General features: G+C 69.9%; 21 protein-coding genes. 15 read left to right on the forward strand and 6 right to left on the reverse strand.

Features of this window, described 5'->3' with window-relative positions; all coding sequences use genetic code 11:
- Positions 1-89 precede the first annotated feature (89 nt).
- Complete coding sequence (locus OG737_RS32200; RefSeq protein WP_405922304.1) at positions 90-1,343, reverse strand: DUF6923 family protein; 1,254 nt, start codon at positions 1,341-1,343, stop codon at positions 90-92.
- Positions 1,344-1,646: 303 nt separating this feature from the next.
- Here OG737_RS32200 and OG737_RS32205 point away from each other — a divergent pair, with 303 nt between their 5' ends.
- Entirely contained in the window at positions 1,647-1,973 is a 327-nt protein-coding gene (locus OG737_RS32205) for a hypothetical protein (RefSeq protein WP_405922305.1), read from the forward strand.
- Positions 1,974-2,035: 62 nt separating this feature from the next.
- Positions 2,036-2,821: a maleylpyruvate isomerase family mycothiol-dependent enzyme gene (locus OG737_RS32210; protein ID WP_405922306.1), complete on the forward strand. Its 786-nt coding sequence runs from the start codon at positions 2,036-2,038 to the stop codon at positions 2,819-2,821.
- Between the two features lie 55 nt (positions 2,822-2,876).
- Here OG737_RS32210 and OG737_RS32215 read toward each other — a convergent pair whose 3' ends face one another.
- Positions 2,877-4,079 carry a histidine phosphatase family protein gene (locus OG737_RS32215; RefSeq protein WP_405922307.1) on the reverse strand — a complete coding sequence of 401 codons (1,203 nt, stop codon included), beginning with the start codon at positions 4,077-4,079 and terminating at the stop codon, positions 2,877-2,879.
- A 336-nt stretch (positions 4,080-4,415) separates the two neighbouring features.
- Between OG737_RS32215 and OG737_RS32220 the strand changes: the two genes are divergently transcribed.
- From OG737_RS32220 to OG737_RS32230, 3 genes are read left to right on the forward strand one after another with little or no spacing between them, the layout of a single operon-like run.
- Complete coding sequence (locus OG737_RS32220) at positions 4,416-5,180, forward strand: SDR family oxidoreductase (protein WP_328929728.1); 765 nt, start codon at positions 4,416-4,418, stop codon at positions 5,178-5,180.
- Positions 5,181-5,205: 25 nt separating this feature from the next.
- Positions 5,206-8,097, forward strand: coding sequence for a BTAD domain-containing putative transcriptional regulator (locus tag OG737_RS32225; RefSeq protein ID WP_405922308.1), 2,892 nt, complete (start codon positions 5,206-5,208; stop codon positions 8,095-8,097).
- A gap of 35 nt (positions 8,098-8,132) precedes the next feature.
- Positions 8,133-9,329 carry an FAD-dependent monooxygenase gene (locus tag OG737_RS32230; protein WP_405922309.1) on the forward strand — a complete coding sequence of 399 codons (1,197 nt, stop codon included), beginning with the start codon at positions 8,133-8,135 and terminating at the stop codon, positions 9,327-9,329.
- A gap of 19 nt (positions 9,330-9,348) precedes the next feature.
- Here the strand turns inward: OG737_RS32230 and OG737_RS32235 are convergent, their stop codons facing one another.
- Positions 9,349-9,666: a helix-turn-helix domain-containing protein gene (locus OG737_RS32235; RefSeq protein WP_328929731.1), complete on the reverse strand. Its 318-nt coding sequence runs from the start codon at positions 9,664-9,666 to the stop codon at positions 9,349-9,351.
- A gap of 100 nt (positions 9,667-9,766) precedes the next feature.
- Here OG737_RS32235 and OG737_RS32240 point away from each other — a divergent pair, with 100 nt between their 5' ends.
- Complete coding sequence (locus tag OG737_RS32240; RefSeq protein WP_328929732.1) at positions 9,767-10,096, forward strand: putative quinol monooxygenase; 330 nt, start codon at positions 9,767-9,769, stop codon at positions 10,094-10,096.
- Positions 10,097-10,125: 29 nt separating this feature from the next.
- Here OG737_RS32240 and puuE read toward each other — a convergent pair whose 3' ends face one another.
- From puuE to OG737_RS32255, 3 genes are all read right to left on the reverse strand, one after another.
- Positions 10,126-11,034, reverse strand: a complete 909-nt coding sequence (puuE, locus tag OG737_RS32245; protein ID WP_328929733.1) for an allantoinase PuuE — start codon at positions 11,032-11,034, stop codon at positions 10,126-10,128.
- Between the two features lie 134 nt (positions 11,035-11,168).
- Complete coding sequence (locus tag OG737_RS32250) at positions 11,169-11,705, reverse strand: NUDIX hydrolase family protein (protein ID WP_328929734.1); 537 nt, start codon at positions 11,703-11,705, stop codon at positions 11,169-11,171.
- Positions 11,706-11,942: 237 nt separating this feature from the next.
- The gene (locus tag OG737_RS32255) at positions 11,943-12,359 is read right to left on the reverse strand and encodes a hypothetical protein (protein WP_405676652.1); all 417 of its coding nucleotides are present in this window, start codon (positions 12,357-12,359) and stop codon (positions 11,943-11,945) included.
- 16 nt (positions 12,360-12,375) lie between these two features.
- On the opposite strand from OG737_RS32255, the gene OG737_RS32260 reads away from it, so the two are divergent.
- The 9 genes from OG737_RS32260 to OG737_RS32300 all read left to right on the forward strand — a co-directional run bounded on the left by OG737_RS32260 (position 12,376) and on the right by OG737_RS32300 (position 20,266).
- The gene (locus OG737_RS32260; protein ID WP_405676650.1) at positions 12,376-14,808 is read left to right on the forward strand and encodes a LuxR C-terminal-related transcriptional regulator; all 2,433 of its coding nucleotides are present in this window, start codon (positions 12,376-12,378) and stop codon (positions 14,806-14,808) included.
- Between the two features lie 363 nt (positions 14,809-15,171).
- Positions 15,172-15,615: a transglycosylase SLT domain-containing protein gene (locus OG737_RS32265; RefSeq protein ID WP_405676627.1), complete on the forward strand. Its 444-nt coding sequence runs from the start codon at positions 15,172-15,174 to the stop codon at positions 15,613-15,615.
- Positions 15,616-15,887: 272 nt separating this feature from the next.
- Positions 15,888-16,277: a hypothetical protein gene (locus tag OG737_RS32270; RefSeq protein ID WP_328929738.1), complete on the forward strand. Its 390-nt coding sequence runs from the start codon at positions 15,888-15,890 to the stop codon at positions 16,275-16,277.
- A 223-nt stretch (positions 16,278-16,500) separates the two neighbouring features.
- On the forward strand, positions 16,501-16,806 hold the full coding sequence (locus OG737_RS32275; protein ID WP_328929739.1) for a metalloregulator ArsR/SmtB family transcription factor: 306 nt from the start codon (positions 16,501-16,503) through the stop codon (positions 16,804-16,806).
- Positions 16,803-17,195 (forward strand): VOC family protein, encoded by a 393-nt coding sequence (locus OG737_RS32280; protein ID WP_328929740.1) that lies wholly within the window; start codon positions 16,803-16,805, stop codon positions 17,193-17,195. Before OG737_RS32275 ends, OG737_RS32280 begins: the two co-directional genes overlap by 4 nt.
- Positions 17,196-17,252: 57 nt before the next feature.
- Complete coding sequence (locus OG737_RS32285) at positions 17,253-17,567, forward strand: hypothetical protein (protein WP_328929741.1); 315 nt, start codon at positions 17,253-17,255, stop codon at positions 17,565-17,567.
- 339 nt (positions 17,568-17,906) lie between these two features.
- Positions 17,907-18,572 (forward strand): ribosome-inactivating family protein, encoded by a 666-nt coding sequence (locus tag OG737_RS32290; RefSeq protein WP_328929742.1) that lies wholly within the window; start codon positions 17,907-17,909, stop codon positions 18,570-18,572.
- A gap of 129 nt (positions 18,573-18,701) precedes the next feature.
- Positions 18,702-19,526, forward strand: coding sequence for a hypothetical protein (locus OG737_RS32295; RefSeq protein ID WP_328929743.1), 825 nt, complete (start codon positions 18,702-18,704; stop codon positions 19,524-19,526).
- Positions 19,523-20,266, forward strand: coding sequence for a class F sortase (locus OG737_RS32300; RefSeq protein WP_328929744.1), 744 nt, complete (start codon positions 19,523-19,525; stop codon positions 20,264-20,266). The genes OG737_RS32295 and OG737_RS32300 overlap by 4 nt, the downstream gene beginning before the upstream one ends.
- Positions 20,267-20,301 lie beyond the last annotated feature (35 nt).

The raw sequence follows: 20,301 nt of genomic DNA on the forward strand, positions 1-20,301 counted from the left end.
GTGGCAGGCGAGGCGGATGGTGCGGTCTGGCCGTCGGCTACGACTGGACCGCCACCATCTTCATCCGGTCAGCGAGGTGAACCGAAAGCCTAGGCGTCGTCCTTCGGCGTGATGCGGGTGGCCGTCGTGTCCTTGTTGTTCTCCTTGTTTGGGTCCGCGTCGTCGCCGAACACCCTGGCGGTGTTCTTCACGGTGGTGGGCTTCGAGACGTTGGCCGCGGTGCCGGTCACCTCGACCTCCACACGGTCGCCCTTCGGCAGCGGACCACCCGTGCAGGAGAGGATGCCGTCGGTGATCTCGCACCCTTCGGTCGGCGTGGTGGGCGTCAGGATCTTCGCGGGGATGTCGTCGATCAGCGACCAGCCGGAGGAGTCGTGCTTCCCCAGGTTCTTCACGGTGATGCGGTAGCTGACTTCGCTGCCCGCCTCGACGCTCTTGGGGCCGTGCTTGTGCACAGCCAGGTCGGCGGACGAGTCGAGGAAGCAGGAGGTGGCGTCGAGGTTCGTCGCCGGGGTCGTGGTCTGCGTCGACAGCACGGTGAACCAGGGGTTGGAACCGGTCGCATTCTTCACGTGGACTCGGATGAGCTGTCCGGAATTGCGGAAGAATCCGAGGTCGCCGTTGCCGTACGTGAAGACGCCGCCGAAGTCCTCGCCGCCCGGAAGAACACCCGGGAAGAAGTCCACGCTCTCATTGGCGATGTCGATCCGCGTGATGGCACCGTCGTCGGTTGAGCCCCACAGGAATCCGTCACGGAACGCGATGTCGAAGACGTCGAGTTCCGGGTCGGCCAGCTCCGGGACATCGATGACACCCGTGACGGAGCGGGAGGTGACGTCGATCCGGTAGATCTGGCCCGTGTTGTCGGCCAGGACGTAGTAGTTGCCCTCGTCGTCGAACGTTCCCGAGATGTAGAGGGCGGGCGGCAGGCCGGCAATGGCACCGAGGTTGGTGAAGTCTCCATTGCGGTCGAAGCGGACCAGGTCGTTGTTCGCGTTGCCGAACGTGGTCCCGTAGAGGTACCGATCGTGCGGGTTCACGCCGATGGCGTTGTAGAGGAACGGTGTCGGGTCGCCCAGCGGCGTGAACTGGACGGTTCCGGGCCCTCTGTCGGCGGTGTAGAGCTGGTCCGGGTCACCGAACGAGACGTAGACCTGTCCGTCGCACGCAACGCCGTCTCGATCGGGACGCTGCTGCGCGACAGCCGCCGCAGGAGCCGGGACGGCACCGGCCGGTGACGCCGGCAGGCTGGAAGCGAGCCCGGCGACGATCCCCACTGCGCCCAGCGCGGAAAGCGTACGCAGCCGCCGCTTTCCGCCGTTCGCGTTTGTTCCTCGAATCACGAAGATGCACCTTTCGCTGCTCATGGCAGACAGGGCCCCAAGACGGAGGACCCGTGTGTGCCGGATGTGACGGACATAGACCAGCACAAGGGATGTCGGGTCGGATATCGTGGCTCCGGCTTCGGTAATGATTTCGCTCGAATGCGCCATGACAATGCGTGGGCGAAATCTTTCAGATCATCAGAACGTCGGCCCAGCGGCGCCGTTGACCGACGCGCAGGGTGGAATCGTGCCGCGCGGTGATCCGTTTGAGAGGACCTGGCCGGCTCCGGACCGTGATGACCCCGGCTGGGGTTGCCGGTGGTGCGGCGTCCGCTGTCGGGGTACACGGTCTCGTCCCTGGTCGACGGCATGGCCGTGGTCGACGTCGGCCGGCTGGCGGTGGAGCCGGCACCCGCTGACGACCGCGGTATGTGGGTGGCGCTCGCGGCAGCTGCCTACGCCCTCCCCGGCGCGGCCGGTGCGGTACTGCTCAACCGCCTCCTGCGCGGACTCCGTCGAGCTCGGCTCGCCACTTGGGACGCGCTGCTGCGCGCCCGCGCGCTCGGCGTGATCCCGCTCGCCCAATCGCCCGGGAAGTTGACATCCTCGGCGCTCGCGAATTACCTTCGCCATTACTTAAGGATGTAAACCATCTATTTGCTTAAGTATTCTCGCCGCCTGGGGCAGACCATCAGAGGAAGGGCACCGACATGAACCCCGCCCAGCACGGAGCTGCCGTCGCAGCCGAGACCGCCGCATTCGTCGCCACGGTCACGGCAGCCGACCTCACCACCCCGGTGCCGACCTGCCCCGGCTGGACTCTCGGGGACCTCACGCAGCACGTCGGCAGCGTGCACCGGTGGTTCACCGAGCTGCTTCGCCGGGGCATCCAGCAACCGCCGACCAGCCGTGAGGTCGACCTGCGCCTGCCGGAGCACCCCGGAGGGCTCCCGGACTGGCTTTCCGCGAGCGCAGCGCAGGCCGCCGAGGTGTTCGCCGGCACCGACCTGGACGCGCCCATGTGGGCCTGGGGAGTCGACCAGCACGCCCGGTTCTGGGTCCGGCGCATGCTCTTCGAGACCCTCGTCCACCGGGTCGACGCCCAACTCGCACTCGGGGTCTCACCGCACGTCGACCGCGTACTGGCGGTCGACGGCATCGACGAGTTCCTCACCAACCTGCCGTTCGCATCCTCCTTCGCGCCGCTGACCGCCCAACTGCGCGCCCCTGACCGGACCATTCGCTTCACTTGCACCGACGGCGACAGTGACGGCGACGGCGTGGTTGACGGCGACTGGAAGGTCGGCTTGCGCCCCGACGGCTTCGGCCTGCTGGCTGACGGCGCCGAAGCCCGCGCGGCGGACGCCACGGTCCGGGGAACGCCCGCCGACCTCCTGCTGCTCCTCTACGGCCGCCTGGACCACCGGAGCGACGCCTTCCACCTGCTCGGCGACCAGGACCTGCTCGACCACTGGTTCGCGCACTCGGCCTTCTAGGCTCGGACCACCGCGACGCGGGACCAGTCCGCACCGGCCACCACCACACCGTCAGTCAGCCAGGCCCGCGCAGGTGCGCCGTGTCGTTGAGGACAGCGAGGATCCAGCGGGTATCGCCGAAATCGTCGCGACGCAGTTCGAAGCGGGTGAGACCGGCGTGGGTGGCGCCGAAGCCCATGACCGGGCTCCGGCTGACAGGGATCCCGAGGAGGAGACGGCAGACCGCGTGGAGGGTTTCGCCGTGCGCGGCCAGGAGGACGTGCCCGCCGTCGTGGCGTTCGAGGAGACCGGCCAGGTGGCGGGTGACTCGGGTCAGATAGCTGTTCCAGGGTTCGGCGTCCGGGGCGCACGGCCGGTTCGGGTGGGCGTACGGGGCTCCCCGGAACGAGGCTTCGACCTCACGCCAGAGCATCCCGTCCGCCTGGCCGTGCCGGGGGCCGTCGAGGCCGGGATCGGTGAGGAGGGGCAGGCCGAGGCCGTCCGCCAGGAGGCGGCCGCTCTCCTGGAGGCGTCGGCGGGGCCCCGCGTACACGGCGCCGACAGGGTTCCCGGCGTCCTGCTCGGCGGCGAGCCGGGCGGCCAGTCGTTCGATCTGGAAGCGCCCGGCATCGGTGAGTCCGGTGCAGGTCTTCGGGCCGCCGACGCGCCCGGCGGTGTTGCACCGGGCCTCGCCGTGCCGGGCGATGACCAGCCGGGTGGTGACGGTCACGGTGCGGCTCAGAGCACTGCGGCCAGTCTGTCGGCCGTACGCAGGGCGACCGCGGCCGCCGTTGAACTTCAGCGTCGGCTGCAGCGGTTCGACTTCCGTGGCACCGGCGGTGTCCTCCAGATGCTGCCAGATGCGGCGGGCAAGGGCATGGCGGTACGCCAGGGCCCGCTTGGAGTGGTCGTCGATCTTGTGCGCGATCTTGGGCCGCGGTACGTCGAGACCGTCGCGCTGGTCGGAGAGCGTGACCCGGTTGGCGGGGTCGGGGAGCTGCACGTCGGTGAAGCCGAGCCACCGCGTCAACTCGTCCCGGGCGGCGTGGGCGTGGAGCAACGGCTGGTGGACCTCGGGGCCGGTGCGCGAGGAGTGGGTCTCCAGCGCGTCGATGGCGTCCAGCCGCAGCTTGGCCTGACCGGAGCCGTTGTGTTGAACGTTGTGGGGGCCGGGGACGAGCTGCCACTCCTCCTTCTTGTCCGGCTGGAAGTGGACGGTGTCCCCGTCCAAGCGGCCTCCGATGAGAGGGTACGAACCCTTGATCAGCAGCGTGGGCATGACGAGCGGCTCCCTCGTGACGGGCACAGGCGCGGACATTGGATACATGCTCACTCAACGTGGCGGAATGGGTGCGCTTTGCGCACAGAGGGTGAAACCGCGCGAGACCTTCGCTCGTTGAGCCCCTTTCGGGCCGAGGACTCCCCGGTCGGCCCCCGGCGCTTGACGCGTCGCCGACTCGTGGTTTCAGCTGCCGCCCTCGCGGCGAACCCCGGCCGTCGTACGGGAGGCCGCGTGCGCGGTGAGGGCGTGGTGAGCGTGCGGTGAGCGGTCGGCGTGATGGTGGGGTCTGTCACCGGGTCGGTCGAGACCCGGTCAGGGGACGAGGAGCAGGCGATGGGCATGCTGAGCGGTAAGACGGCGCTGGTCACGGGTGGTTCGCGGGGGATCGGGCGGGCGACCGCTTTGCGACTGGCAGCCGAGGGGGCCCTGGTCGCCGTCCACTACGGCGGTGACGACGGGGCTGCGCGGGAGACCCTCGCGCTGATCGAGAAGGCGGGCGGGCAGGGGTTCGCCGTACGTGCACGGTTCGGGGAAGACGGAGCCGTGGACCGGCTGTTCGAGCAGCTGACAGAGGGGCTGGCCGGCCGGGGTCTGGACATCCTGGTCAACAACGCGGGAATCAGCTCGGGCAGCTCGATCTCACAGGTCACTCCGGAAGAGTTCACCAGGCTGCTCACGGTCAACGTCGTCACGCCGTTCTTCGTGATCCAGCGTGCACTGCCCCTGCTCAACGACGGCGGACGCGTCATCAACATGGGGTCGACGGCCAGCCGGTTCGCGGTGGCCACGCAGATCGGCTACACCGTCAGCAAGGCGGCGCTGGAGGCGATGGCCCCGTCGCTGGCCAACGAGCTCGGCAGGCGCGGTATCACGGTGAACACCGTCGCGCCCGGCGCGATCCGGACCGACATGACCGCCGGCTACACCTCGATCCCCGAAGTGGTCGCGGGGCTGGAGGCGATGACCGCACTCGGGCGGATCGGTGAGCCGGAGGACGTCGCCGACGTCATCGGCTTCCTGGCGGAGCCGGCGGGTCGGTGGGTGACCGGCCAGACCGTCGACGTCTCCGGTGGGACCTACCTCGGCCCCCTCGCGTGATCATTTCCGGTGGATAATCACCGGCATGCAGTTCTTCATCCTGGGCGAGACCCGGGCACGGCACGACGACGGGGCCGAGATCGCGCTGGGCGGTCCGGCCCGCCGAGCGCTGCTGGCCCTGTTGCTGTTGCGTCCCGGCGACGTGGTGTCGGCCGACCGGCTGGCGGACGAGATCGCCCCGGACACGGCGACGTCGGCGTCACACGCACTGCAGTCCCAGGTGTCCCGGCTGCGCGCGGTGCTGGGTCCGGCAACGATCGAGCGGGCCGGGACGGGGTACCGGGTCGTGGTGGATCCGGAAGACGTGGACGCCTGCCGGTTCGAGCGGCTGGCGCAGGAAGGCAGGTCCGCGCTGGCCGACGGCGACGTCGAACGGTCGGTGGCACTCCTGCGGGAGGCACTGGCGCTGTGGCGAGGGCCGGCGTTGGCCGATCTCGCGGACAGCCGGACGGCTCAGGCTGCCGCCGCCCGGCTGGAGGAGTGCCGGCTCGGAGCGCTGGAGGACCGGATCGAGGGCGAGCTGCGGCTGCGAAGGCACCGGGCGGCCGTGCCCGAGTTGCGCGAGCTGGTGGACAGCCATCCCCTGCGGGAACGGCCGGCGGGGCTGTTGATGCGCGCGCTGTTCGCCGAGGGCGGGCAGGCCGAAGCGCTGGTGGTGTTCGAGGAGACGAGGCGGCGCCTGGCCGATGAGCTGGGCGCTGATCCCTCGGCCGAGCTGGTCTCGCTCCACCGGGAGTTGCTGAGCGCCGATCCGTCGCCCTCCCACGCGGTGCCTCCCGCTCAGCTGACCTCATTCGTCGGCCGCGCCGCGGAGATGGGCGAGGTCGCCGATCTGCTGCGCGTGGCCCGACTGGTCACCCTGGTCGGCCCCGGAGGCGTCGGTAAGACCCGGCTGTCGGTCGAGGTCGCCGGAAGGGTCGGCGGCGACGTGTGTTTCGTGGAGCTCGCCCCTCTGAGCGACGGTGACGGCCTGCCGCACTTGTTGCTGGGAGCACTGGGGCTGCGCGAGAACGGGCTCCAGCTCGGGAGCAGCGCCCAGACGCCCACCGAGCGCCTCGTCGCGGCATTGTCCGACCGGGTGATCCTCCTCGTCCTGGACAACTGCGAGCACGTCGTCGAACAGGTCGCGGCCCTGTCGGCGCGGCTGCTGGCGGCCTGCCCGCGGCTGCGCGTCCTGGCCACCAGCCGGGAGCCGCTGGCCGTCATGGGGGAGAACCTCTGGCAGGTCCGACCGCTCGGCGACGAGGCGGCCGCACGGTTGCTCACCGACCGGGCGGGCGCGGTCCGGCGCGGTTCGGCCGACGACCCCGAGACGGTGCGGCGGATCTGCTCGGCGCTGGACAACCTGCCGCTGGCCATCGAGCTGGCTTCGGCGCGGTTGCGCACGCTGGACATCGAAGACCTGGCGGGACGGCTGGACGACCGGCTCGGCGTGGCCGCCGCCCGCGGCAGCCGTACGGCCGATGAGCGGCACCGCACCCTGCGCGCGGTGGTCGCCTGGAGCTGGGGGCTGCTCTCCGAATCCGAGCAGCGGGCCGCGCGACGGTTCAGCGTCTTCGCGGCAGGCGCGACGACCGATTCGGCCATATCGGTATGCGGGGCCGACGGGGAGACCCTGGAGTCACTGATCGACAAGTCGCTCCTCGAGATGTCGGGTGGCCGCCTCCGGATGCTGGAGACGATCCGCGCCTACGCCGCCGAACGGCTGGAAGCGGCTGACGAAGGCGAGACGGTACGGCGCGCGCACGCCCAGCATTTCCTCGAACTGGTGCGTACCGCCGATCCGTACCTGCGGCGGGCCGAGCAGCTGCGATGGCTGGAAATCCTGGCCGCCGAGCACGGCAACCTCCTGGCAGCCGTGCGATGGGCGGTCGAGGCCGCGCAGGTGGAGACCTCCCTGAAGCTGCTCGCGTCGGCCGCGACCTATCTGTGGATCCGCGGCGTGTCCCACTCGGCCTCGCCACACGCGACGGCGCTGCTCGATGCCCTCGGCGACGCGCCTCCGGCCGGCCTCGGCGAGGAGTACGTGGCGTGCCTCCTGCTGGCGGCGGCCGGTGCCGCCGGGCCCGCCGTCTGGCGGCGACACCGTACCCGGGCCGAGCAGGAGCTGGCTGACGCGTGGTCGGACGCCCGGCAGGGCCGCTACCCGGCCGTCCTGCTGCTGTGGATGATGCGGAACGCGACCGAGGCGGACCCCCGGCGCGCGTTCGCGCTCGTGTCCCGCCGGCGTGACTGCTCCGAGCCGTGGGTTCGGGCGGCCGCCCAGTACGTGTCGGGGTTCGGCCCCCTCGCCGAAGGGGATACGACAGGCGCCGAACAGGCCTTCGCCGAGGCCATCGAGGAGTTCCGCTCGGCCGGTGACCGCTGGGGCAGCGCGTTGGCGCTGGACGCACTCGCCACCCTGGCGGGGGCACGAGGCGACCGCACCAGGGCGATCACACTGACCGATGAGGCCCATGCACTCACCGAGCAGCTCGGAGCCCTGGAAGACAGCGCCGACCAGCTGACCAACCGGGGCGATCACGTCTTCGCCGACGACCCCGGGACCGCCGCCGCCGATTACGCCCGGGCCGCCGCCCTCGCCCGCCGCGCCGGAAGCCCCACCTGCCTCGCGTCGGCCCTGCGCGGGCTCGGCGACATAGCCCTGCTGAAACAGGACCTGAACGAGGCGGAACGCCTGTACACCGAGGCCCTGGAACGGATCGATCCGCACTGGATCAAGAGCGCCGGCAACCGCGTACGCACCCTCGCCGGGCTCGGCCGCGTCGCCGAGGCACGCGGCCGCCACGCCGCGGCCGTGGTCCGATACCGGGAAGCCGCCGAGTACGCGGCGTCCGTGATGGGCAACGCCACCGCGGGCGCGCTGCGCATGATGGGGCTGCCCGAGACCGTCATCGACGTGGTGAGCCGGCCGTGAGTGCGTGGTGAGCGCTTCCCACGATGCTCTCACCCATGAAGAACAACACGGTCTTGATCTCCGGCGCTTCCGTCGCCGGCCCCGCGCTCGCCTTCTGGCTCCACCGTCACGGCTTCACCGCGACGATCGTGGAACGCGCTCCCGCCCTGCGCGAAGGCGGCTACGCCGTCGACTTCAGGGGCGACGCACACCTGTCGGTGCTCCGCCGCATGGGCATCCTGGACGATCTCGAACGCGTCCGCACCGGAATGGGCTCCATGTCGTACGTGAACAGTGCGGGCAAGCCGCAGGCCAAGCTCCCCGCCGACCTGTTCGCGGGAGACATCGAGATCCTCCGGGGCGACCTGGCCCGGGTCCTCTACGACGCGACGAAGGAACACACCGAGTACGTCTTCGGAGACTCCATCACCTCCCTCACCGAGGACGCCGACGGCGTGAGCGTCACCTTCGAACGCGGTGCGCCGCGCAGGTTCGACCTGGTGATCGGCGCGGACGGGCTGCACTCCCGCACCCGGAGCCTGGCGTTCGGGCCGGAGGAACAGTACGTGAAGCACCTCGGCGTCTACTGCGCGATCTTCACCACGGCCAACCATCTCGGGCTCGACCACACCGGGCACGCGTACCGCACGGCGGGCAAGCTCGTCGCGATGTACAGCGCTCGTCACAACACCCAGGCCAAGGCGGTCTTCTACTTCGGCTCGCCGCAGCTGGACCTCAACCGCCGCGACGTGACGCGGCAGCAGGACGTGCTCACCGAGCACTTCGGCGGGAGCGGCTGGCAGAGCGACCGCCTGCTCCACGACATGCGCTACGCCCCCGACTTCTACTTCGATTCGGTCGGCCAGGTCCACATGGACACCTGGTCGCACGGCCGCGTCACCCTGGTCGGCGACGCCGCCTACTGCCCTTCGTCCCTCTCGGGCATGGGCTCGGGACTCGCTCTGGTGGGTGCGTACGTCCTCGCCGGAGAACTCGCCGCCGCGCGCGGCGACCACCGGGTCGCCTTCGCCCGATACGAGCAGGAGATGCGTGAGTACGCGGAAGGCTGCCAGAAGATGGGCGACGGCATCGCCACGCTCATGGTCCCCGGGAACCGCTTCCTCGCTGCGCTCCTCAACCGCTACTACAAGGTCATGCCCTACCTGCCGGGAAGGAACATGGCCGCCAACATCGCCCGCAAGGCCGCCGAGAACATCACTCTGCGCGACTACCAGAACCTCACCCGGCGTTGAGCGGGTGCCAGGCTGTTCGTCACGTTTCCGGCTCGGCTGCCACGATGCCCAGCAGTCCAGGAAATCGCTGCTCGATGTCAGCCCGGCGCAGGCTGGCCATCCGGCTGTTGCCCCGGTCGACCTGCCTGATCAGCCCGGCCTCGCGGAGTGCACGGAAGTGGTGCGTGACGGTCGCCTTGGAGACCGGCAGCCCGAAGGAGCTGCACGTCCGCGCTGTGCCGTCGGGTTCGGCGGCCAGCTCACGCACCACTCGGCGGCGCAGCGGATCTGCCAGCGCGGAGAGTACCGGGCCGAGCTCGATCTCCTCGACCTCCGGGTGGCCTTCGCCGTCGGGCATACGGGACACCTTCCTGTAGGTATGGATTGCATCGTACCTACGAGTTCGGTAGCGTCCGGCAGGTACGAGATTGATTGTACCTATCGGGGAGAGAACCTGTATGACCCAGCCATTCGCACTCGTCGGCACCGCTCGACCCAAGCCCGAACGAGCCGAGGAGCTGAAGCAGCTTCTGCTCTCCTTCGTCGAGCCGACCCGGCGGGAGTCCGGCTGCCTGGAGTACCACTTCCATGAGGATCGCAACGACCCCGGTGTCTTCGTCTTCTACGAGGCCTGGCGCTCCCAGGCCGATCTCGACGCCCACCTTGCCCTGCCCCACATGCGAGCCTTCTGGGAGCAGCGCATGGACTACCTGGAAACCGACCTCGACGTCCGCTTTCTCACCATGCACAGCCCCTATCGGCCGGACGGACCGGAACGCGGCCTCTGACAGCCCGGTGACGTGAGTACGGCCAGGGCTCAGCGCAGCGGCGGGTGCGTGGCGAGCCAGTGACGCGCGATCTGTTCGCGCGTGGCGACCCACGCCCCGCCGCGCTGCGCCACGTGCCTCAAGAAACCGTCGAGCGCGCGGATGCGGCCGGGCCGTCCGATGATCCGGCAGTGCATGCCGAGGCTCATCATGCGGGGCCGGTCGGCGCCCTCGGCGTGGAGCGCGTCGAACGTGTCCACGAGGTAGGCGAGCATGTCGTCGGCGGTCGTGAAGCCGTGGACGATCAGGAACTTGAAGTCGTTCGCGTCGAGGCTGTACGGCAGCACCAGGTGCGGCCGGCCGACTGCTTGGACGTAGAACGGCAGGTCGTCCGAGTAGTCGTCGGAGTCGTAGAGGAAGCCGCCTTCCTCGGCGACGAGGCGCCGCGTGTTGGGACTCGTCCGACCGGTGTACCAGCCGACGGGCCGACGTCCGACGAGCCGCTGGATCGTCGTGATCGAGCGCGTGATGTCGGCACGCTCGGCCTCCTCGGGTACGTGGCGGTAGTCGATCCAGCGCCAGCCGTGGCTCGCCACCTCCCAGTCGGCGGCGGCCATCGCTCGCGCCGCGTCCGGGTTGCGCTCGAGCGCCTGCCCCACGGCGTAGACGGTGAGCGGCGCTCCGTGCGCCGCGAGCGTGCGATGGATGCGCCAGAACCCGGCGCGCGAGCCGTAGGCGAACATCGATTCGACGTTCAGGTCGCGGCCCCCCACCACGGGAGGCGCGCCGACGAGTTCGTGCAGGAAGCCCTCGGAGGCCGGGTCGCCCTGGAGGACGTTCTGCTCGCCGCCTTCCTCGTAGTTGAGGACGAGGCTGACGGCGACGCGGGCGCCGCCGGGCCAGGCGGCATGCGGCGGCTGGGCGCCGTAGCCGACGAGGTCGCGCTGATGCTCGGACACGGCGGCACCCTACCGTCGCCCCACGTCACAACGGCGGGGCCACGCGCCAAGTGCCCGCGACCCGCCGACGCCGCCCAGGTGGTCGCCGACCCGCTGTCCGGGGACTCCGGAAGAGCCCCCGGACCGTCGATTCCTCAGTACGTATGTCCCACGTGCCCGAGTGCCTGCTTCAGCAGCACCCCGTGCCCGCCGGGCATTTCGCTCTGCACGGCTTGGGAGGCCGCCTCCTGCGGGCTGAACCAGACCAGGTCGAGCGCGTCCTGCCGGGGCTGGCAGTCGCCGGCCACGGGCACGATGTAGGCGAGGGACACGGCGTGCTGGCGCGGATCGTGGTACGAGCTGACACCCACTGTGGGGAAGTACTCGGCGACGGTGAACGGCTGGAGGGAGGGGGGAACGCGGGGCAGGGCGACCGGACCGAGATCCTTCTCCAGGTGCCGCAGCAACGCGTCACGGATCCGCTCGTGATGCAGGACGCGGCCGGACACCAGGGTCCGGCTGACCGTTCCGTCCGGACCGATGCGCAGCAGCAGTCCGATGCTGATGACTTGGCCGCTGTCATCCACGCGTACGGGCACGGCCTCCACGTACAGGATCGGCATCCGGGCCCGGGCCGTCTCCAACTCATCCGTGGATAGCCAGCCGGGCGTGGTCTCGGTCGTGTCAGACATTGCTGGATCATACTTTCCGGACATGGTGCTACGCAGGATCTGCGAGGACTCGGTTTCGGGACATGGCCGCGAGAGGCAGCTGACCGTACCTCACATCCCGCCCTCGACAGCCGGACTGCGCATGACGGGCACTGCGGAAGTACGGTCAGCGCCCCGTGGGCCTGCCGGATGCCGGTACCTGCCGCCCGCCCGGACGGACGGGCGGCAGGGCCCCGCCCGCCCGCTGCCTGCCGGGGCTCAGCCCCACAGGCCCGGGGTGATTCGGACCGTGGTGCTGGCCTGCCGGTTGGACTGCTGGCCCAGGGCGACGTACGTGTAGGTGCCCGAGTGGGTGTTGGAGACCAGGTTGCTGCTGAACTCGCCGTCCTCGTCGGCGGTGAAGACGTTACCTCCGACGTTTCCGGAACCCCGGGTGAGGCGGACCTTCTCGCCGGGCTTGAAGTTGTACCCGTGGAACGAGCACTGGTAGCCCGAGGCGTGGGTGCCGCACCCGATGAGGGTGGCCGGCCCCTTCGGGACCCACGGCCGCGGGGACGGCGGCTTGGTGGTGGGGACTTTGGGGACGGGGTTCTTCGGGACTTCGGGGCGAGGGACGGAGGGGGCCGGGTCCTTCGGGGCCTTGTCGTCCTCGACCGTGATCTGACATCCGGCCACGGCCAGGACGAGGGCCGTGACGGCTGCCGCGACGATGGCGGTGCGGTTCCTGGAGCTGGCCCGGATGAGTGAGGCGCTGACCGCGGCAGCCGCCGAACGCTGCCTGGCCGTCCTGCTGGAGGACCTGCACTGGGCCGACGCCGCCAGCCTCGACCTGCTGCGACAGCTGACCGGCGAGATCGCCGAGTCGGGACTGTTCGTACTCGGCACCTTCCGGGAACCGGTGCCCGGGGGAAACGCCGGGGCACTAGCGGACCTGGGCCGCTACGGGGCGGCCACACTGCGCCTGGCGCCCTTCACACGAGAGGAAGTCGCACGGTGCGTCGGCGAGGCGGACGCGGCGGAGTCATACCGGCGGACCGGTGGGCTGCCCCTGCTCGTCACCGCGCTGCGCACACACGCGAGCAACCTCGGCACGGTCGTCAGCGGCCTGCTGGCCGGGCTCACCGCCGAGCAGCGCGACGTCATACGGGCCGTGGCCGTGCTCGGCGCGCGACTGGACGCCGCGCAGCTCGCCGCCGTCCTGCCGGAACCCGGCGAGACAGCGGTCGCGCAGGCACTGGAAGCGGCATGGCACGCCGGCGTCCTCACCGCGGCGAGGGCCACCGACGCCGGACGCACCTACCGCTTCACCCATGATCTGGTACGCGATGAGGTGCTGGGCCGGACCACCCCCGCGACGGCCCGTGCCCTGCACCGGGCCGCCGCGCGGGCGCTGGAGCAGGCTGGGAACCCCGCCGAGGCGGCCCGTATCGCGGCACACTGGCGACGGGCCGGCACGGAGCCCGGGCACCGAGCCGCCGCCGCGCACTGGTCCCGGATCGCCGCGGACCTGGCCCGCGAACGGCACGCCTACGCGGATGCCGCCCGCCACCTGGCGGACGCCGCCGCCGTACTCGATGCGGCGGACCCGCAGCGCGCCCCGGCGCTCATCGACCTGGCCCGCGCCGAGTACCTTGCCGGGCGCTACGACGCCAGCCTGCGCCACTGCGACGAGGCGTCCGACGCGGCGAGGGCGAACGGCCGGCCGGCCCTGCTCGCCGAGGTCGCCCTGGTACTGCAGGGGGTCACGTTCCCCCAGGCCGCACAAGCCATCACCCGGCTGTGCAGGGCGGCCCTGGCAGTCAAGGACCTGCCGGACGCGATGCGCGCGCGGCTCCTCGCCCAGCTCGCCACCGCCTCCGCCGAACTCGACGCACCCGAGGATGCGGCCGAGCAGGCCCGCGCCGCCCTCGAACTGGCCGAGGCCGCTGGTGACCTGCGGTCCGAACTCGACGCCGCCCGGGCGGTGCAGATGACCCTGGCGCATCCCGACGACACCGCCGAACGCCTGCGCCTGGGCGAACTGACCGTGTCCCACGCCGAGCGACTCGGCGACCCGCTCGCCAGCGTTCTGGGCCACCAGTGGCGCGTCCAGGCCGGATACCTGCTGGGCCGGCTGGACCTGGTGGATGACGCGATCCGCGGCATCGAGGCCGTCGTGGCCCGTTCCCCGCTGCCACTGACCCGCTGGCACCTGCTGCGCGTCAGCGCGGCCCGGGCCGTACAGGAAGGACGGTTCGCCGAGGCCCGCCGCTGGAACGAGGAGGCCACCGAGCTCGCCCGGGCCGGCGGAGACCAGTCCGCGACCGCCCTGAGCTACGTACTGCAGCAACAGCTGGCCGTGGTGCGCGGCGACGCGGCAGAAATGTCCGAGGACATGTGGCGTGACCTCGACCGGGCGCCGAGGCACCCGCTGCGGGCACGGGCGTTGTTCCTCGCCGGGCGGCGGGACGAGGCGCTGGAGGCCTATGACCGGCTGCGCCCGCTGTTTCCCTTCCCGATGACGAGCCCGCCGTGGCCTGCGGTGCTGCTGAACCTGGTCGACCTGATCGGCCTGACCGGCGATGCGGAGGCCGCGCGGCTGGCGTACGGCCAGCTCGCGGTGTTCCAGCCGTACCCGGGAGCGCTCGGCACACCCACGGCGTACTTCTCCGGTACGGTCAGCCGCGACCTCGGCCGTCTCGCCCTGGCAGCCGGCCGGCTGCCACAGGCCGAGGAACGGCTCCGCGAGGCGCTGATCCGTAACCGGGCCCTCGGCGCGCGACCGTACGTGGCGCTGACCTGCCTGGACCTCGCCGCAGTCGAACGCGACAAGGGAGCCCTCGTGGACGCGGCCGCACTCGCCGGGGAGGCCCTGTCGACCGCCGACCAGCTCGACCTGCCCGGAACCTCCGCCGCCGCGGTGCGCCTCATCGGTGAAATCGCCGCCCAGCGAGACAGCACCGACCCGCTCACGCCGCGCGAACGCCAGATCGCCGAGCTCGCGGCCCGGGCCCGTACGAACCGGCAGATCGCCGCCGATTTGTTCATTTCCGAACGAACGGTGGAAAGCCACGTCCGCAACATCCTCGCCAAGCTCGGCTACGCGAACCGAACCGAACTGGCTGCGCGATGGGCCAACCACTGAACCTCAGGGGTTTGGGCCGGGTTCGGCCACTCCGCAGAAGGGGGTATGTGTGGTCACGCGGCGTGAGATTCGGGGTCCCCGGTGGTGACCCGCCCCATAGGGCCCACGTCACATACGAACCGGGCTAGTAGCCTTCACACGGCGCGATTCCGCTTCCTCGTACCGTCTCTCACCTGCACGGATCCCTTCCGGTGCGCTTAGGCGGCGCCGGTCCCGGACTCCGGGGGTGCCTAGTAGGTGGGGTCGTTGCCAGGGGGCGGGGGCGTCTGTAGAACTGGATGAGTCGCCGGGCGGCACGGGTGCTTACCCCCGCCGCTGGTGAATCCCTCTCCTTTGCGTGAGTGGCTCACGCATGTCTTCGGCATGCCGCGACTGTCCTTGTTGCCTTCGGAAGGTCTGTCTGTGTCCAAGTCCGTCATCCGCCGCATCGCCGCTTCGAAGAAGACCCTCGCGGGTGCCGTCGTCGCCGTGGGTGTCGCCGGTTCCATGCTCGCCACGGTTCCCGCTCAGGCGGCCCCGACGAGCGCCAAGGCGATCGCCCAGCAGATGATCAAGGACCCGGCGCAGTTCGCGGCGTTCAACAACATCGTTTCCCGTGAGAGCGGCTGGAACCACACCGCCACGAACGCCTCCTCGGGCGCGTACGGCCTGGTGCAGGCCCTGCCGGCCTCGAAGATGGCCTCCGCGGGCGCCGACTGGAAGACCAACCCGGCCACCCAGATCAAGTGGGGCCTGGACTACATGAACTCCCGTTACGGCAGCCCCGTCGGTGCCTGGAACTTCTGGCAGACCCACCACTGGTACTAAGCCACCAGCGGACAGCAGACGCAACGAAAACGCCCGGCCGGGACCATCCCGGCCGGGCGTCTTCGCGTACGCGGCCACCGAACTGCCGATGAGACCCGCAAGGCCGTCTCGCGGAGGCGCAGGATGAGGCTCCCTGTCGCCGCGCGTCAAGTCCCGAGAAGCAGGGTCATGACGCGCCCCGGCACCGGAGGGCTTACTGGAATCGCCCCCTCACCGCCTCTGAACTGGAGAAAGCCCTCATGGCCCGCACGTCCCGGAAGCAGCGTTTTGCGATGATCGCCGTTTCGGCCGCGTTTCTCGGAGGAGGCGCGCTGCTGCCCACCAGTGCAATCGCCGCTCCGGCCGCGCCGCAGAGCGTTGAGGCGGCCACGCTGGAAGCCGGTCACTTCGGCCATGCGAAGAGCGGTCACGAGGACGCCGCCAGGAAGCACAGGAACAACGAGGACAAGGAGCACGGCAAGATCAAGGACGTGGAGAACATGCCGGGCTGCAAGTCCTACCAGGGCAAGGTCTACTGCGAGCACAAGTCCGACAAGCCGGCCCCCGCCCCGGCCCCGGACGCGGCGGACTCCGCAGCTTCGGACCGGGAGAACCCGGACCGGGTTCCCACTCCGGAGACCGGCCGGGCTCCCGCGGAGAATTCCTCGGCCGCCTCGGACTGAGACTGAGGCTCGGTGATGCGGCTCCCCGTACCGTGCCGGGAGCCCGTGAAGCCTTTGAACAGCTGATCAGCCCCTGTCCGGCCCGGTCGGGTCACGCAGGGGCTTCTGTCTGCACGGCCGGGACGCCGGCTGGGCAGCCGGATACGGCCGGCTGCTTCAGTGCCACCCGGTTCGCGCCCACCTCGACTTGATAGGCAAGTGAGCGTTTGCCTATCCTGTGGTCGTGGCCGCCGACGACGTTTTCAAGGCCTTGGCCGACTCCACCCGCCGGATCATCCTCGACGAGCTCGCGGACAAGTCCGGACAGACACTGTTCGAGCTGTGCGCGCGACTGAGCATGAAGCATCAGCTCGGCATCTCGCGACAGGCGGTGTCTCATCACCTCGCCGTACTGGAGGCCGCCGGGCTCGTCGAGACCAGGCGGGAGGGCCGCTGCAAGTTCCACGACCTGAACACAGCCCCGCTGCGGCAGATCGCCGAGCGATGGCTCGTGCCCGACACATCCGGATCGCAGGAGAGCACCCCATGAAGATCCACCTGACCAGCGTCTTCGTCGACGACCAGGCCAAGGCCCTGCGCTTCTACACCGAGATCCTCGGTTTCGTGAAGAAGCACGACGTCCCGCTGGGTGAGAAAGACCGGTGGCTGACCGTCGTCTCGCCCGATGAGCCCGGCGGCACCGAACTCCTCCTGGAGCCCGCCGGCCACCCAGCCGCCAAAACGTACCGGGACACGCTCGTATCGGACGGTATCCCGCTCGCCCAGTTCGCCGTCGACGACGTGGAGGCGGAGTACGACCGCCTGCGCGACCTCGGCGTCCGCTTCACCCAGGAGCCCCTGGCGATGGGACCAGTGACCACCGCCGTCTTCGACGACACCTGCGGCAACTTGATCCAGATCGCGACAAAGCCGCAGTAGGCGCCGGGGCGCTTGCGGGCGTCGGTGCCTCCGCGGCCTTTCCCTTAGCGTCCTGCCATGACAACCGAGAACTGCCGCCGTGATCTCACCGCCGTCTGCAAGTCCGCGGACAGCGGCTATCTCCTTCAAGTGGTCCGCGAAGGCAGCTGCGAGCCCCTTGCCGAGAAGGACCTCTCCCACTGGCCCGACTGGCCGATATTTCCCTTCGACGCCGCCCACGCGGCGGGGTGCGAACTCGTCTTGCTCGGCTACATGATCTGGCCTGACAGCGTCACTCCCGACTCGTTGATCGGCTGGCGTCCGGTACCGGGCCAGCAGGCATGGTCGGCGACGGTCGGCACCTTCGCCCAACTGCAGGACGCCGGAATCTGACGCCGGACGGCTTCGAGGCCCTGCGGCGGCGGACGAGACGTCGCACCGCCCTGACCTTGCATCTGACCGGTCGGGCCGGCCTGCCGTCGGCGGTGTCGCAGGACCTGGACACGGAGCAGGGGGCGCCAATCCGCAACGCCTCCAAGGCCGTTGACGCCTACCGGCAGCCGTCCGGCCGCCGGGACCACGCGCTGATTTCTTAGCATCAGAGGCCAACTATTCACCCGGTCGCTCTCAGGACGACTACAAAGGACCGCACCGAACCGAATCCGGCGGCGAGGATGATGTCATCCGTCGACGCTCGGGACGATGTCGAAGGCGGTGGATGCGCGTGTGTGAGTGCAGAAGCAGGACCGAATCGATTGCGGCCAGATTACTTCTGAGGGGTCCGAGTTCCGGCTCCTTCAGCTGATGCGGGCGGCCATGCTGAAACCCGTGGCGTTCTCTTCGGCGTACGCATCGGTGGACGAGTACCGGCTCCTGACGTCGGCCATCCGGTCGAGAGCGGGAGAGGCTCAGGGAGATTTCAGCAGGGCCGGGCGCGGGGAGGGAGGAACGCCCTACCTCCCCGTGCGCATTCAACTTCGGGGTTTGTTCATCGAGCTTTACATCGAGCTCCGGCCGCAGAATGCGGACCTTCGTATCGTCGGGTTCCGAAACACCTTCGAGAACGGTCAGGCTCCGCCGGAGGCGTATGTCCGCCACGTGCGGGACTCGGCCGCGCCACCGGGGATTCGCCGAGCGGAGGCCCTGCCCTTCGGCGGAGGCCGCTCCGACCTGGAGGCGGCTGCCGACGTGCGGCGTTCGGGGATCTTCCTGGGGCGCCGCCCCCTGGGCAACGCGGTCATCTGGCTGCATCGGAACCGCGATCCGAAGTGCACCGCGCACGGAATTCTCGTGCTCTCGGAAATGCTCTGCGAGGCTGCTCGATACCCCGCCCTGGCCGATGCGATATCACGCATCTGGATGACCGGTGGTCGGCTGTCGACCATGGCAGCCGCCTGAAATTTCTTGTATAGGCACCCATCCGCAGGCGTTGGGGCACCGAAGAAGGGGCGAGACCTCTCCATGAGCTCATCTCAACCCCGTACGAAGTGCGATTCCCGTCCTGGGATCCACGGAACAGGAGCGAATGTGATAGTCAAGCGCGCCGGTCGCCTCGTGGTACTTGCCGCCGTACCCGCCGCTGCGTTCCTGACCCTCGGCCTTTCCGGACCAGCTCTCGCGGAGGGCGGAAAGGCGTACCAGATCGATCTGGCGCAGCTGAACGAATCAGGCTCCAGCGGTACGGTCATGCTCAGCCTCAAGGGAAACCAACTCACCGTGCAAATCGCGTCCGAGGGCATGGTGCCCGGGTCACCGTCGGCGCAGCATCTGCACGGATCGACGAAGGGGCACGACTTCCACTGCCCGGACGCCAGCGATGACACCGACGGCGACGGGGTCCTCAGCAACACCGAGGCCACGCACGACTACGGCGACATCAACATCTCACTCACCACGTCCGGGGACACCAAGGCCACGAGCGGTCTCGCCGTGGACCGCATGCCCGTCGCCGACAAGCAGGGCAAGGTCTCCTACAAGCGGACGATCGCCGTCGGCCAGGACGTGGTCGACCACATCAAGGACCTGCACGTCGTGCAGCACGGCATCGACCGCAACAAGAACGGCAAATACGACTTCGAGGGGGCCGGCAAGAGCGAGCTCGACCCCAAGCTGCCCCAGGAGGCCACGGCTCCGACCAACTGCGGGGAGGTCAAGGGCGCGGCCGTGGGGTCCGTTCCGGTCGGTGGTATCGAGACCGGCGGCGGTTCTCCGCAGCGTGCGACGGTGCCGGTGACGGTCCGTGACGGTGCGGCGATCACCGTACTGGCGGTGGTGGCCGGTGCGGTGGCCATCGGGCGGAAGCGGGCCGCTGCCGTACCCACCGGCAGGCAGACCACCGGGGGCGGCGCGTGAAGCCGGCCCCCGCGCACTCCGCAGCCGTCGCGACCGCCATGCGGCTCCGCCGCCGGACGGCAGGCTCCCTGGCGGCCGCCGCCCTCGCCGGGCTGCTCCTCGCGGGATGCGGAGGCCAGAACGCGGTGCACCCCGCCCCACAGGGGCAAGCACTTCAGGGCGAGGCGCCGGCCGCAGCCGGCGCCGCACCCACCGGAAAGACGCCGGCCGGCGGTGGCTCCGCGTCACCCACGCACGGATCGCACAGCGGTACGGGTGCGGGGGAGAGCCGGGCCGAGCCCGCCCTCGCCCGGTCGGAACCGCAGAAGATCACGATCCCCTCCCTCGGTGTGTCCAGCTCCCTGGAGACGCTGCGGCAGAACGCGGACGGCACCATGCAGACCCCCAAGGACCCCGCGCTCGCGGGCTGGTACGAGCCGGGGCCGACCCCCGGCTCCCAGGGACCAGCCGTGATCGCCGGGCATGTCACGTGGAACGGAGCATCCGCAGTGTTCGAGAAGCTGAAGACGATGAAGACCGGTGACACCATCAAGGTGACCCGACAGGACAACAAGACGGTCACGTTCACGGTGGACCGTGTCGCCGAGTACCCGAAGGCCGAGTTCCCCACGCTGGAGGTCTACAAGAACCTCGACCACGCGGGTCTTCGACTGGTCACCTGCGGCGGTGACTTCGACGCGAAGAAGCACTACTACGACAGCAACGTCGTGGTGTTCGCCCGCATGACGGGTGCCGCGTAGCCAGGCCCGTGGGCCGGGAAGACGTCCGTCAGCCG

This window comes from Streptomyces sp. NBC_00122 (assembly GCF_045160845.1).
Lineage (GTDB): Bacteria > Actinomycetota > Actinomycetes > Streptomycetales > Streptomycetaceae > Streptomyces.